Below are 13,553 nucleotides of genomic sequence, written 5' to 3'. Positions count from 1 at the left end.
CTGCTGCGAAGCGCGCGTCCGTTGGATGGGCTGCACGACCACTTTCGGTGTTGAGCACGCTGATCGGAGTAGACCATCGGGTCGGAACATGCGCGGAATCCCAATGTGATTCACCCTCCCTAGTGCAGTCATGGCCTCGGCCCCCTTTGGACCTAGTGGTCGGAACACTATGACCCGGCTCACAACGCGGCTAGCCACCATTCGCACCCCGGAGGTCCATATCGCGAACTTGTGTCCCGTACCTGACTCGGTCTTCGCATGTTGGTGCCAGCGACGAACCGCAGGGTTGCTACCCGGCGATCGTCGATGCGCTCGCACCGAGGCCATCGACTGGATCAAGTTGGCGCGCCGCCGGTGAGGTCATCAGTGCTGTTCGCCTGGGCATGTGGGGTCCGATGATCGATAAGGCGGGGCCGACCGTCAGCCCGTCGTCAGCGATAAGTGGCTCGACGTGATGCGGCTTTTGGCTAGGACCGGCTGCGCGGCGTCGATAGCTTGGCAGCGCAGCGCAATCCGACATCGATGGCGAAGGGGGCGCGATGCGACCCAGCTGGCTCACCGCGGCAAGATCACTGCGCAGGCGCCCCCCAGGGGCGCGGGAGGTGCAGCCCGACCTCGACCATGACGGCGAATACACAACGCCGGTCGACGAAAATACTGAATCCGTGGACGAGCAGCTCGATGTGGTCGAGTCGACGGACAACGACGGGATAGAGCACGTCCCGCCGCGAGGCCGGTACGGGCCCCAGCTTGGCGCAGCAGTCGCGGCCAGCCTGATGATCATAATTGCACTGGGTGGACTCGTCGGCTGGTTGGGCTACCAAGCCCACGAATCCCGCCAGGCCCAGCAGCAGCGGGACCTGTTCCTCCAAGCGGGCCGTCAAGGTGCGCTGAACCTGACCACGATCAGCGATATTGATGCCGAGGCCGCCATGCAAAGGATCCTTGAGTCATCCACCGGCATCTTCCATGAACAGGTTGAGAGCAAGTCCCAGGAGTTCGTCGCGCTCGTCCACCAAGCGCAGACGAAGTCAATGGGCACCATCGCCGAGGCTGGGGTGGAATCCGAGCAAGATCAGCAGGCGCAAGTCCTCGTCGCGGTGAACGTGACAGCCTCCAATGTCGGTGTGTCCGACCAGCAGGCCAGATCCTGGCGGCTGCGGGTCACAGTGCGGCAGGTCGGTGGCGGCACCAAAGTCTCCAACGTCGAGTTCGTGCCATGAGCCAGGCTGCCCACATTCAACATCGACCGACGCAGCCGTGACCCCGCAAACCGGAGTCGTTTCGCCGATGACTACCGACGATAAGAACGACGTCCGCGAGTCTCCTACCGCAACGACCAACTCCGACGGCAATTGCACCTCCGACGCACCTCTCGCCGAACCGACGTCCGAGCGCGACTTGGTCAACCGGAGGGCCAAGTGGAAGCGCGTGGTTGCCTATCGTTTATTGCCTGCGTTGGCGTTGGTGTTGGCCATTGCCGCGAGCTATTTGAAATTCGTGGATGCCTCCGCGCGAGACTCCCCGCAGATGCGGAGCCAATCGGTGACCGCGGCCACGGAGGGCGCCATCGCCATGCTGTCCTACCGTCCCGACACCGCCGAAGAGGACCTCACCGCGGCGCAGGGTCGGCTGACGGGCAGCTTCCGCGACTCCTACATTGCGTTGACGCGCGATGTTGTCATTCCCGGCGCCAAACAGAAGCAGATCGGGGCGGAGGCGACGGTACCTGCCGCCGCGTCGGTGTCCGCGAACGAAAACAATGCCGTGGTATTGGTTTTCGTAGACCAGACGATCACAGTCGGCGACGGTGCACCTAGCAGTACCGCCTCAAGCATTCGCGTCACCCTCGATCACGTCAACGGCCGCTGGCTGATCTCCGCATTCGACCCAATCTGAGGCTGGTCAACGATGAGAAAGGCGGCGAGCGTTCGTGTGAAGGCAGTGAAGCACCGAGTCGCGATCACCGTTTTTCGTTCGGGCTGCGCGGGGCTGATCGCCGTTGCGATGCCCGGCGCAGCGAGCACCGCCCACGCCGACGCGGTGGCCCATCTGGTCAACGTGGCGGTGCGACCCGGATACAACTTTACAAATGCCGACGACGCGGCGGACTACGGACACGGTATCTGCGGCTACGTCGCACAAGACCGTGCGTATGGCGACGTCGTGGCCGGCGTCAAGTCTGACTTGGGCAACCCCGACGATTACCAGGCCTCCTATCTGATATCCCAAGCGGTGAATGAGTTGTGCCCGTCGTTGATCTGGCAGCTGAGGAACTCAGCAGCCCACTATCGCCCGTCGGCAACGTAGACATGCCGGGAAGCAAGGAGACACGTGCGTGCTGACCTTACGAGGGATACTGCCTGTGCTGATGTTGCTATGCGTCGCTGTTCCGCTGACCGCTCCCAACGCGTACGCGGACAACAAGCGGCTCAATGACAGTGTCGTCGCTGACATCTATGCCGTTCAGCACCAGAGTGGCTGCACCACCGACATAAAGATCAATCCGCAGTTGCGGCTCGCCGCTCAATGGCACGCCGTCGACGTCATCGACAACCGCAACCTCGACGGCGACATCGGATCCGACGGGTCGACGCCGCAAGACCGTGCCAACGCTGCTGGCTTCCGCGGCGCAGTCGCCGAAACCGTCGCCATCAACCCAGCATTGGCGATCAGCGGCATTGAGCTGATCAACCAGTGGTACGACAATCCCGCATACCTGGCCATCATGTCGGACTGCGCCAACACGACCATCGGCGTGTGGTCCGAGAACCGGCTCGATCGCACGGTCGTGGTGGCCGTCTTCGGCAAGTCACATTGATCCCGAGCAGAGCGGGCCGCCGCGTTCGCGCGGGCCGGATTGGCTCAGCGGCAACGTTGGCCGCTGGGTGGTCGATTTGCGTGGACCGGGCATGAATCGGATCTGCGGCGGCGACCTCGGGGTGTTCGCCACTCAGGACTTTACTGACGAATGGTTCGTATGACTCCCAATTGTTAGCTTGCCGGACAGGTTCAACGGAGCGGAGAGGTAGGGGCTTCCTTGTCGGCTCGTCAGTCCTGCCGTGGGTCGATGTCGGTGTGGATGCTGGCGAGGAAGCTGGCGATGAGTGGGTTGTGTCCGCGGCGCCACACGGCGGCTAGATCGATTGTCGTCGGGGAAGCCAGGTTAATGGTTCTCGTTGACCCATGGCTTTCGCTCCCATGGGTTGCGCTTTCGGGAACCAGTGCGATGCCCAGTCCGCATCCGACCATGGCCAGCTGACTGGTGATCGACGACGCCAGGTGTCGAGAGTGCGGGGTGAAACCGGCGGTGCGGCAACAGGCTGCCACTTGATCGTGGTAGTCCGGTGAGATGTTGCGGGGCAACCAGATCCACGGCAGCTCCGCGCTCAGTGCGAGTTCGCGCTCCAGCCCCGGTGGCAGGTCCCAGTCGGCGGGGACGACGAGGACGAAGGACTCGTGTTTGAGTACGACGCGTTCACAGTCCCGTGGAGCGGTGAGTTGGCGGATGAGGGCAACGTCGATTTCGCGGCGTTGGAGCAGGTCGGATGCGACGTGAGTGTCCACTTCGCGGACCCGGACCTCCACGTGCGGGTGCACCCGTGTGAAGGCCCGTAGAGCGGCGGGGAGTGGGTCGGTGAATGCCGTTGTCACAGCTCCGATTCGGAGTTCACCGACCTGTCCGTCTGCTGCCTGTTTGGCGGCGGTGTCCGCGGCGTGAGCGGCGGCGACCAATATCCGGCACTGGTCGAGGAACACCGCGCCTGCAGGGGTCAGGCGCACCTCGCGGGTGGTGCGGTGTAGCAGTAGGACATCGAGTCGCCGTTCCAGAGCTTTGATCGCCGCCGACAGTGGCGGTTGCGACATCTGTAGCCGGTCGGCGGCGCGCCCGAAGTTGAGTTCCTCGGCGACGGCGATGAAGTACCGGGCTTCCCGCACCTCCACCATTGATACACACCACCTATAAGTGCATGAGCCGATCGATCCTTCACAATATAGATCACACGTTGTGCAATGGCTCCATGACAGGGACCGATACGGATCTTCTAAACCGCCTGGCGCGGCTCGACTCGACCGTGATCAGCGATGCACTCGACGCATGCGGGCTATCACCAGGGACCGGGGCACTGACTGCCCAGGGCGGCTCGGCCCGCTTCGCGGGGACGACCAGAACGGTGCAACTGGGACCCGAGGTCGGTGGCGAACCGGGACCGCACATCGCAAGTGGCGCAATCGCCGAGGCCCTGCCCGGTGACGTGCTGGTGGTGGCCAACGAGGGCCGCCGCGACGTGAGCTGCTGGGGCGGTCTGCTGTCGCTGGGCAGTGTGCGCCAGGGAGTGGTCGGGGTCATCGCCGACGGCGCGTGCCGCGACGTCACCGAGGCCCGCTCCTTGGGGCTCCCCGTCTTTGCCCGTGCAGTCACGCCGCGCACCGCTCGGGGCCGCCTGCGCCAGCAGAGCGCGGGAATACCGGTCGTCATCGACGGCATCACCGTCGAGCAGGGTGATTTGGTGCTCGGCGACGACAGCGGTGTGGCGTTCATCCCGCGCCAGCGCGCAGCCGAGGTCATCGGCCGCGCCGAACAGATCCTGGCCCGAGAATCGGCGATCGCCGCCGACATCCGCTCGGGACTCCCCATCAACACCGCCATGCACGACGCGCGTCTGGCCGGCCGCGCAGAACCCGGCGCGGATGCCGCGACCGACGGCAGGACTCCAACCGAGCGCCTCGCGGTCTTATCGACCGCGGCGATCTCCGATGCTCTCGACACGCTGGCACTGCCAGGCTCGGTCCCTGGTATGACCCCGCTGCTGCCCGGACGCCGCGCATGCGGCCCGGCCTTCACGGTGGCTTATGAGCCCATCGGCACCGACGGCGGCACGGTCGGCGACTTCCTCGACGACGTCCCCGCCGGCGCGGTCATCGTCATCGACAACCAGGGGCGTTCTGACGCCACCGTGTGGGGCGGCATCATGACCCGCGCTGCCCACGCCCAGGGAGTTGCGGGCACCGTGATCAGCGGTGTCTGCCGCGACGTCGAGGAAATCGCGCACACCGGTTATCCGATGTGGAGTGCCGGACGATTCATGCGGACCGGCAAGGACCGTGTCCGACTCGCCGCCGTGCAGCAGCCGCTGTCTCTGGGCGGGGTCAGCGTTCACCCTGACGACGTCGTGTGCGGCGACGCGGACGGGATCGTCGTGGTGCCCGCCGAGCACGCCACCGCGGTCGCCGAGATCGCCGAACGAATCCACGACGCCGAGGCCGCCATCATCGGCGCGGTCGCGACGGGCTCCACGCTGGCCGCGGCGCGCTCGCGCCACGGCTATCACCGACTGCAATCGACCACCACAACCCTTGCAGGACGGCGGGAATCGTGACACACGTCGACGGCAACGAACACTCAACCGCCACGCTCTACGAGGCGGCCCAGGCAATGCTACGAACCCTTCACACCCCGGGCGCCGAGTTGTCATCCCCGCGCGCACTCGACCCGGACATCGGGGCAGCGTGGCCAGGGGCCCGGGTCAGCGGCCCGGCGTTCACCGTCCAAGGAGCCGGCGGCGACAACCTGGCGCTGCATCATGCCGTGCTGACCGCACCGGCCGGGCACGTTCTCGTCGTCGACGCCGGCGGCGCCCCGTTCGGCCACTGGGGCGAGGTGCTGGCCGTCGCCGCCCAGCAGCGCGACATCGCCGGCCTCGTCATCGACGGCGGAGTCCGCGACGTTGATGCCCTGGCAACCCTGGGGTTTCCCGTCTTCGCGCGGCACACCTCGATTCGGGGCACCCGCAAACTGTTCCGCGGAGCCCTCGGCACCCCTGTCGAGGTCGGTGGTGTGGCAGTCCATACCGGAGATCTCGTCATCGGCGACGCCGATGGGGTGATCGTGCTCCCACGCGCCCACGTCGCCGCGGTTCTCATCGAGGCTGACCGCCGCGTCACCGACGAACAGCGCATCGTTCAGGCACTACGGTCCGGGGCGACGACGCTACAGCTCTATGGGCTCGGCGACGGGGCATGACGTCATTCACGGGTTCGTCGACGACTTCTTCGACTTCGACTTCGGCGATCTGGGCGATGTCGGACATCGTTGTATTCCCGAACGGCTACACGCTGCACGGAGCCGGCCACTACCACGAAACGTAGGTCAAGTCCGACGGCGCCTGGCGGATCCAGTCGATACACCTCACCCGAACGAGGATGGAGTTCGTACCCCCACCCGCCGGCCCATAGATCCGGCTCGGAATCGCATGTAGGGCTTTCCGGGGCCGCACTACTCGGTATTGATCGATGGTTGAGTGGTACTGGCTAGAACGTCATCGGTGACGATTCTCTACGGGTCGACCGGGTCACGGCGGTGGCCGGCCGCCTAGGGTGCGGGTGATCTGTTCGGCGTAGCCGACGAGCAGGTCGATCCATTCCTCGCACTGCTGTTGTGGCATGCGCAGCGTCGGCCCGCTGATGGTCAGCGCACCGAGGATGTCTGCGGCAGAGTCGAATACGGGGGCGGATAGCCCGGAGGCGGAATCGTCGCGTTCCCCTGCGGTGATGGCGTAGCCGTCTGATCTGGTGTGTGCGATGAGGCTGCGCAAGTCGTCGGCGCTGGTGACCGTTCTGTCGGCCAATTGCTCGAGTGGTGCGCTCAACACGTGCTCGGCCAGGTCGGGGTTCCAGGCCAGCAACACCCGGGATGCGGACCCGACATGTAGCGGGATCACCTTGCCGACGTACATGTCTCGGCGTAGTGCGTGCGGGGTCTCGGCGACGGCAATGCACACCCGAAAGTTCTGCTCGACGGTGAAGAAGCACGCAGTTTCGGTGGTCTTGTCTCGGATTTCTTTGAGGACCGGATTCACCACTGCGAGGACGTCGAGGTCCTTGCGTGCGGTTGCCGCCCAATAGGACATTCGGATTCCGATGCGAATGTGGTCACCGACGCGGTCCAGCATGCCTTGGGCGGCCATGTTGCTGACCAGCCGCTGCACGGTGGAGGTGGGCAGTCCGGTCGCCTGTTGGATGTCACCGAGGGTCATCGCTGGGCGGGCGAGTGTGAACGCATTGAGGATCTCGGTGATCTTCGTCAGAACCAGCAGCGGTTGCAGCTTGCCGGAGGAATCCGCCTCGCCGTTTCCCATGTCTCCGAATCTACCGTGTTCGTCGCGTGCAGTTGGTCAAGTGATGGGCGAGATCAGGCACATCGCTGCGGCGATCGCGGTGCCTGCACGCCGCATGTCAGCAGGAGCACTCGCTACGTGAATTGCGGTGAAGTGCTGGGCGTAATCCCCGAGGTCGGGGGTCTGCGATCCGACCACAGCGAAGATCGGACGGTGTGCGCCCACACGTTCGACGATTGCGCTGATCAGTTTGCCGGATCGAGTTTGTTGGTCGAGGCGGCCCTCGCCGACGACGACCGCGGACGCTGTGTGCGCAACAGAGCCAAAGCCGTTGTGGTCGAGTACGAATTTGGCCCCTGAGCGCATCTGGGCTCCGAAAGTCGCCCACAATCCTCCGGCCAATCCTCCGGCGGCTCCCGATCCTGGTACCGACGAAGGATCGCGCGGCAACTGGCCCGCGAGGTCGATCAGCCTTCGGGTCAGCACCTCGACGTCGGCAGGGTCGGCTCCCTTCTGTGGCCCGAATACCTCTGCGGCTTCGCAGTAGGGGACTGCGACGTCGATGAGGACGGTGAGCTGAACGTCAGTGAGTCCGCCACGCGCGGTGATCGCGGTGATGGCGCCGAGCCCTCCGTCGGTGCTAGCAGACCCGCCGGCACCGACGATGATGTGGCGGGCTCCCCGGGCTACGGCGTCGGCTATCAGCAGGCCCGTCCCGTAGGTGTCGGCCTCCAGCGCGGCCCGAGGTCGGTTCGCCGCGTCGGCGCGATAGCCGCTGGCGGCGGCGACCTCGATCACCGCGGTCCCCGCTTCCGACAGTCCGTAGGTGGCGGTGGCATCCCTTCTCCACGGATCGACAGTGGGAATGGTGAGGTGCTGCAGTCCCAGCGGTTCGGTGAGAGCCGCGACGGTGCCCTCGCCTCCGTCGGCCCCGGGCATGCAGATCGGAATCGCGCCGCCGTCGCGCACTCCGTCGGCGATGGCTTCGGCGACCTGGTGGGCGGTATATGTCCCTTTGAAGCTGTCAGGCGCGATCAGGATCCTCATTGCCAGGCCTCGGGATTGATGCAGTGCGGGGGGAGGTTTCCTGCCCGGATCGCTACGGCGTTGTCGGCGCAGAGTTCGGCCATGCGGTTGCGCACCTGCACGGTCGCGCTTCCCAGATGTGGCAGCAAGACCACGTTCGGCAGGTCGGTCAGGCCGGGGCTCAGCTCTGGTTCGTGTTCGTACACGTCGAGGCCGGCGGCGGCGAGGGTGCCGTCGCGTAGCGCTGACACCAGCGCGGCTTCGTCGACCACGGGGCCACGCGCGGTGTTGATCAGGGTGGCCGTCGGTTTCATCGCCGCCATGACGTTGCGGTCGATGAGGTGGCGGGTGGTCTCGGCCAGCGGGACATGTACTGAGAGGAAGTCGCTGGTCTCGATCAGCTCCGACCAGCTGACCTGGCGGGCGGGGAGCCCGAGCGCGGCCACATCGGCTTCGTCGAGGCGTCGGCCAGCGGGCGGATGCGAGCAGAACGTGATGTCCATCCCGAAGGCGGCGGCCCGCTTTGCGGTGGCCCTTGCGATGCGGCCAAAGCCGGCGAGCCCCAGAGTGGCGCCCGAAACATCCTGTCCGAGTAGCAGTTCGGGCTTCCATCCGGTCCATTGCCCGGACCGCGTGAACTGGTCGGCCTCGACGGCGCGGCGGGCGGTGGCCAGGATGAGCAGCATCGCCAGGTCGGCGGTGGCGTCGGTGAGAACCCCGGGGGTGTTGCCTACGACGACGTGGTTGCCAGTGGCGGCGGCCACGTCGACGTTGTCGTAGCCGACGGCGTAGTTGGAGATGCCCGTTATCTTGGCCTCGGCCAGCAGGGCGGCATCGAACCGATCGCCGAGTTGGGCGACCACGACGTCGAATTCACCTGAGCTGCAGGCAGCGGCGAGTTCGGCGGGGGTGAGCGGATCGGCGGGTACGTGCACGTGTCCGGCGGCGCGCAGCGTGGACATTCCGATCTGCGGTATCGGGTAGGTCACCAGAAAGGCACGGCTATGCGCCACGGCACGTTCCCGTCGTCTCGGTGTCGCCGCCGAGGACCCAGGGGAATGCGGTGGCGGCCGAACGTGCACCTTGGGCGGTCTTGGAGCGGTTTGGTTCTCCGATTTCGGCGAGGATGTCCTCCGACAGCGCCACGACCGCTCCCAGTGTCTTCGGCGTGAGCCAGTCGGGGCGCAGCGCGAACAGCAGGTCTTCGGTGGCGGTGTTGCCGCTGGCGCCGGGGGCGAATGGGCAGCCACCGAGACCACCGAGTGAGCCGTCGACCATGGTGGCTCCCGCGCTGATCGCTGCGAGGGTATTCGCGACGCCAAGGCCCCAGGTGTCGTGACCGTGAAAGACCAAGCGCCGCTGCGACTGTGCGGTGCGGAGCGCACCGACCAGGTCGGCGACCTGCGTCGGGATGGCCTGGCCGATGGTGTCGCAGACCACGATGTGCTCGGCGCCTTCGGTGCGTGGGTCGGCGGCGATCGCGAGGACCCGTTGCGGGTCGATGATCCCTTCGAAGGGGCAGGTGAAGGCGGTGGCGAAGCACAGTTGGATCGACCCGCCGACCTCGTGCGCGATCCGAATGGCATCGGGCATCGCCGCTACGCTGGTCTCGGTGTCGCGGCCGATGTTGGCCTTGTTGTGGGAGTTTGATGCCGAGAGGCAGTACTGGAAGCGGCGTGCTCCAGCGGCCGCGGCTTTCTCGACATGGCGCGGGGTGGCCACCCAGACCCAGCACTTTTCCAGTTCGGCGGGCGTCAGTGCCGCGATGACGTCCAGGGTGTCGGCTAGCGGTGGCACCAGGTCGGGTCTGGCCATCGATCCGATCTCGATGCTCGGCATGCCGAGTGCCAGCAGTTGGCGGATGACGTCCACCTTGAGTTCGGTGGGCATCATCTTGGCGGTGAGTTGTAGGCCGTCGCGCAGTGTGACGTCGCGCAACTCCGCGTGTGGGACGTAGGGGCGAGGTTCGGTGGTGGTCATGCGAGTGCTCCGATCTGGTCGTTGGTGAGGTGGAGCAGGTTCGACAGCACCTCGTGGGTGTGCTCTCCGAGGTCTGGTCCGACGGTGCGGATGGGAAGTGACGTGCCGCCGATGACCGGGACGATGCCGGTGAAGCCGACGGATTTGGGCTCGGTCTCGCCGGTGTCGACGTCGAAGTGCTGGATCATGTTTCGCGCCTCGTATTGGGGGTCGTCGCAGATGTCGGCTGCGGTGTAGATGGGCCCGGAGGGAACGCCGGCGTCGTCGAGGATTTTCAGTGCCTCGTTGCGGTCGAGTTGGCTCGACCACTGTCCGATGGCTGCGTCGAGTTCGTCGCGGCGCTGCCACCGTCCGGCGTTGGTCTGCAGGTCGGGATCACCTGCGAGGTCGGGCCGCCCGATGGTGGTCATGTAGCGCTGGTAGATGGCGTCGCCATTGCCGGCGATGATGATGCTGTTGCCGTCGGCGCAGGGGTAGGCATTGCTGGGCGCGATGCCCTCCATCCGGCCGCCGACGCGTTCACGCTTCACTCCGTAGGCGAGGTAGTCCGGGACCAGTGATTCCATCACCGCCAGGATCGACTCGTTGAGCGCGACGTCGATGATGCGCTGGTCGAGCGGTACGGTCGTTCGTTCCCGCTGATACAGCGCCATGACCGTTCCGAAGGCGGCGTAGATGCCGGCGATCGAGTCGCCGATCGACACTCCGGTGCGTACCGGCGGGCGGTCGGGGTCACCGACCAGTTCCCGCAGGCCGCCGAATGCTTCTGCGACGGCGGCGAATCCGGGTCGCTGCGACATCGGGCCGGTCTGGCCGAACGCCGAGATGCGGGTGATTACGAGCTTCGGGTTGGCATCGTTGAGGACCGCCGGTCCGAGTCCCCACTTTTCGAGGGTCCCCGGCCGGAAGTTCTCAAGGACGACGTCGCAGTGCCGGACGAGGTCGAGCACGATGTTGCGGCCTTCCTCGGACTTGAGGTCGAGCACGATCGATTTCTTGTTGCGGTTGATCGTGCGATAGAGCATCGAGGTGTCCCCGGAGTACAGCCGCCAGTTGCGCAGTTCGTCGCCGGTGCCGGGTCGTTCGACCTTGATGACCTCGGCGCCGAAGTCGGCGAGCATGCGGCCTGCCGTCGGGGCGGCGATGTAGTTTCCGAGTTCGAGGACGCGGACGCCTTCGAGGGGACGAATATCGTTGTGATCCATGATGATTCCTTAATCTGCGTCGCGCGTCAGAACAACAGGCTGGCGGGCAGGATGAGCAGGATGGCGACCACGGAGGCCACCGACACTCCGACCGTGACGGTTTTCAACGCTCCGCGGGTGGATTGGCCGAGCAGCGACTGCAGCAACCAGAAGGTGTTACTGGTGACGTGAACTGCGAACAGCGAACCTGCGCCGGCGGCGAGCGCGACGAGCACCGGATCCAGCCCGATCAACGGTACGACGGGTGCGAGAATGCCGGCTGAGGTGATTGCGGAGATGGTGACCGATCCGACCGCGACGTGTAGCACGGCCGCAATGAGCCAGACCATCAGGAGTGGGGCGGCTGTGTTGGCGGTGAAGTATTGGCCGAGGATGTTGCCCAGGCCAGCGGCCTTGATGGTGGCGGCGAGGGAGCCGCCGACCCCGGTCAGGATGAGGATCTGCCCGCTTTCCTTGAATCCGGTGGCGAAAGCCTTGTGGATCGGGTCGGCGCCAAGGGCGTAGCGCCCGACGAAGCTGGTGCCGATGAGGCCGATCAACAATGCGATCACCGGCGAGGACAGGAACGTGACGATGGGGTTGTGGATGTCGGCGGCGTCGAGGATCGCTCCGGTGGCGATCAGCAGCAGCGACGTCAGCATCGGGGCGAACAGCAGGAGCAGCGAGGTGTGCGCACGTGTCGCCGATGGAGTCTGCACCGCCAAGCTGCCGCTGCCGGCCGCGGAGGCCGTGGCGCCTTCCGGAGAGGATGTGTTGCCATCCGCCGACGGAGCGGTGTTGTCGGTCGTCGGCCCGTCGATGAAGGGTTCCTCACCGAGAAACGGCGATTCGTCGCGCTCGGCATCCCACCAACCGTGGTTGAACAGGAACGACATGATGGCCACCGAGATCGCCACCGTGGGAATGACCAGGCAGAGACCGAACAGCAACATCTTGCCCAGCGGAACGCCGAGCAGGCCAGCCAGCGCCAACGACGCCACGCCCGGCACCATCAGCACGATGCCGCACTCGAGGGAGATGGCCATGGCCGTCGCGATCCGTGGCGTGCCGTTCTTGCCGATCCGCTTGGCGAGATCGCGGCCTAGCGGAGCGCTGATGACGAGCAGCACGTCGAGGAAGATCGACTGCAACGCGGTGGCGATGGTCAGTGATAGCGCATAGGGCATGCGCTTGGGGCCGAATATTCGTAGCAGCATTTCGACCAGTCGTTGAATTGCACCGGTCTGCTGCAGGATCGCTCCCATCAGCACGCCGAACGCGATGAGCAATCCGACGTCGGCCATGATCTCGCCGAAGCCTCCGGTGATCGCGTCGATGGTTTCCTTGACGCCGAGGCCGACGGCGAGTCCGAGATAGGCGGACCCAACCACTAGTGACACGACGGGGTTGAGCTTGAACCTGACGATCATCACCACCACGGCGAGGATCGCGACCGCGGTATTGACGACGATTGCGGTTTCTGACATGGGTGCACTCCCTTCTGAGACTGACTTCAATCCCGTGGGTCACATCACAGACGAGGTGCGGTGTGATTTACGGCTCACCCATATTATGGACATACACTCACAATATAAGCAATACCGAGTCACGCATCCGCCGCAAGTGCGCATCGACCGTCGTCATCGCGAGTCTGTAGGGAACGGCCACCAGGCGATCATGGCCGGTTCGAGCGGACGCAACCGCTGGCTGACGCAAGTCCACGTATCGAGGTCGGTGACAACAGGGCGATCGTGCTCCGCGGCATCAAGACGCTGGTCGTGAAAGCCGTTCGCTTGGTGCCGCGCCGACCCGTGCTTGATCGCCGCCCGAGGTGTCGCGAGCACAGTCAGCGATGTCGGCCTTTACGGTGATCTCTCCGGAAGACCTGTGCAGCAACAAATCGCCATAGCATGACGCCAACTCCTGCCGGCGCACTCCTGCGGAGCTTTGAGCGTTGCGCTGCGTTCGTTGGACGATGACCTCGGGTTGCCGCACGGCGGAGAAGTACCTCCGTGTCGACTCGCGGCGATCACGCCAGCTTCCACTGACACCTGATGCGCGGTCCAGCCACTGTCGCCTGGCGGAGGTGGGTGGGCCGGCCAAAGGGTGTGGGCGAGCCTTCCATCTGCTGACACATCGCCGCGACGTAACGGGATCAAGCATTAGCGTTCCGGGCCAGTGGTCTTGGAGGTGCCTTCGCGAGCGAGTGTCCGCGGTGTTCGGATCGGCGCCCGAGGCAACAACC

At 65.3% G+C, this 13,553-nt stretch carries 13 protein-coding genes; 6 read left to right on the top strand and 7 right to left on the bottom strand.

What is annotated here, in order from left to right; all coding sequences use genetic code 11:
- The first annotated feature begins 602 nt into the window (after positions 1-602).
- The 4 genes from ACXPWS_RS16090 to ACXPWS_RS16075 all read left to right on the top strand — a co-directional run bounded on the left by ACXPWS_RS16090 (position 603) and on the right by ACXPWS_RS16075 (position 2,821).
- Positions 603-1,223, top strand: coding sequence for a hypothetical protein (locus tag ACXPWS_RS16090; protein WP_458713358.1), 621 nt, complete (start codon positions 603-605; stop codon positions 1,221-1,223).
- A gap of 67 nt (positions 1,224-1,290) precedes the next feature.
- A complete protein-coding gene (locus tag ACXPWS_RS16085; protein ID WP_458713357.1) occupies positions 1,291-1,899 on the top strand; it encodes a hypothetical protein in 609 nt (202 codons plus the stop codon).
- Between the two features lie 108 nt (positions 1,900-2,007).
- Entirely contained in the window at positions 2,008-2,310 is a 303-nt protein-coding gene (locus ACXPWS_RS16080) for a DUF732 domain-containing protein (RefSeq protein WP_458713563.1), read from the top strand.
- A 61-nt stretch (positions 2,311-2,371) separates the two neighbouring features.
- Positions 2,372-2,821, top strand: a complete 450-nt coding sequence (locus tag ACXPWS_RS16075) for a CAP domain-containing protein (RefSeq protein WP_458713562.1) — start codon at positions 2,372-2,374, stop codon at positions 2,819-2,821.
- A 230-nt stretch (positions 2,822-3,051) separates the two neighbouring features.
- Here the strand turns inward: ACXPWS_RS16075 and ACXPWS_RS16070 are convergent, their stop codons facing one another.
- Complete coding sequence (locus ACXPWS_RS16070; protein ID WP_458713356.1) at positions 3,052-3,948, bottom strand: LysR family transcriptional regulator; 897 nt, start codon at positions 3,946-3,948, stop codon at positions 3,052-3,054.
- Between the two features lie 74 nt (positions 3,949-4,022).
- Between ACXPWS_RS16070 and ACXPWS_RS16065 the strand changes: the two genes are divergently transcribed.
- Positions 4,023-5,381 (top strand): RraA family protein, encoded by a 1,359-nt coding sequence (locus ACXPWS_RS16065; RefSeq protein ID WP_458713355.1) that lies wholly within the window; start codon positions 4,023-4,025, stop codon positions 5,379-5,381.
- Positions 5,378-6,025, top strand: a complete 648-nt coding sequence (locus ACXPWS_RS16060) for an RraA family protein (protein WP_458713354.1) — start codon at positions 5,378-5,380, stop codon at positions 6,023-6,025. The genes ACXPWS_RS16065 and ACXPWS_RS16060 overlap by 4 nt, the downstream gene beginning before the upstream one ends.
- A gap of 328 nt (positions 6,026-6,353) precedes the next feature.
- On the opposite strand, the gene ACXPWS_RS16055 is transcribed toward ACXPWS_RS16060, so the two are convergent.
- From ACXPWS_RS16055 to ACXPWS_RS16030, 6 genes are read right to left on the bottom strand one after another with little or no spacing between them, the layout of a single operon-like run.
- Positions 6,354-7,139, bottom strand: a complete 786-nt coding sequence (locus tag ACXPWS_RS16055; RefSeq protein ID WP_458713353.1) for an IclR family transcriptional regulator — start codon at positions 7,137-7,139, stop codon at positions 6,354-6,356.
- 36 nt (positions 7,140-7,175) lie between these two features.
- Positions 7,176-8,165, bottom strand: coding sequence for a glycerate kinase family protein (locus ACXPWS_RS16050; protein ID WP_458713352.1), 990 nt, complete (start codon positions 8,163-8,165; stop codon positions 7,176-7,178).
- A complete protein-coding gene (locus tag ACXPWS_RS16045) occupies positions 8,162-9,106 on the bottom strand; it encodes a 2-hydroxyacid dehydrogenase (protein WP_458713561.1) in 945 nt (314 codons plus the stop codon). The genes ACXPWS_RS16050 and ACXPWS_RS16045 overlap by 4 nt, the downstream gene beginning before the upstream one ends.
- Before the next feature lie 40 nt (positions 9,107-9,146).
- Positions 9,147-10,124 carry a beta/alpha barrel domain-containing protein gene (locus ACXPWS_RS16040; RefSeq protein ID WP_458713351.1) on the bottom strand — a complete coding sequence of 326 codons (978 nt, stop codon included), beginning with the start codon at positions 10,122-10,124 and terminating at the stop codon, positions 9,147-9,149.
- Positions 10,121-11,329 carry a CaiB/BaiF CoA transferase family protein gene (locus ACXPWS_RS16035; RefSeq protein WP_458713350.1) on the bottom strand — a complete coding sequence of 403 codons (1,209 nt, stop codon included), beginning with the start codon at positions 11,327-11,329 and terminating at the stop codon, positions 10,121-10,123. Before ACXPWS_RS16035 ends, ACXPWS_RS16040 begins: the two co-directional genes overlap by 4 nt.
- Before the next feature lie 26 nt (positions 11,330-11,355).
- Positions 11,356-12,795, bottom strand: coding sequence for a GntP family permease (locus tag ACXPWS_RS16030; RefSeq protein ID WP_458713349.1), 1,440 nt, complete (start codon positions 12,793-12,795; stop codon positions 11,356-11,358).
- Positions 12,796-13,553: the final 758 nt, after the last annotated feature.

It is taken from the genome of Mycobacterium sp. BMJ-28 (assembly GCF_054404835.1).
Note: the sequence above shows the minus strand (reverse complement) of the source record. Positions and strands in the feature narration are given on the sequence as shown.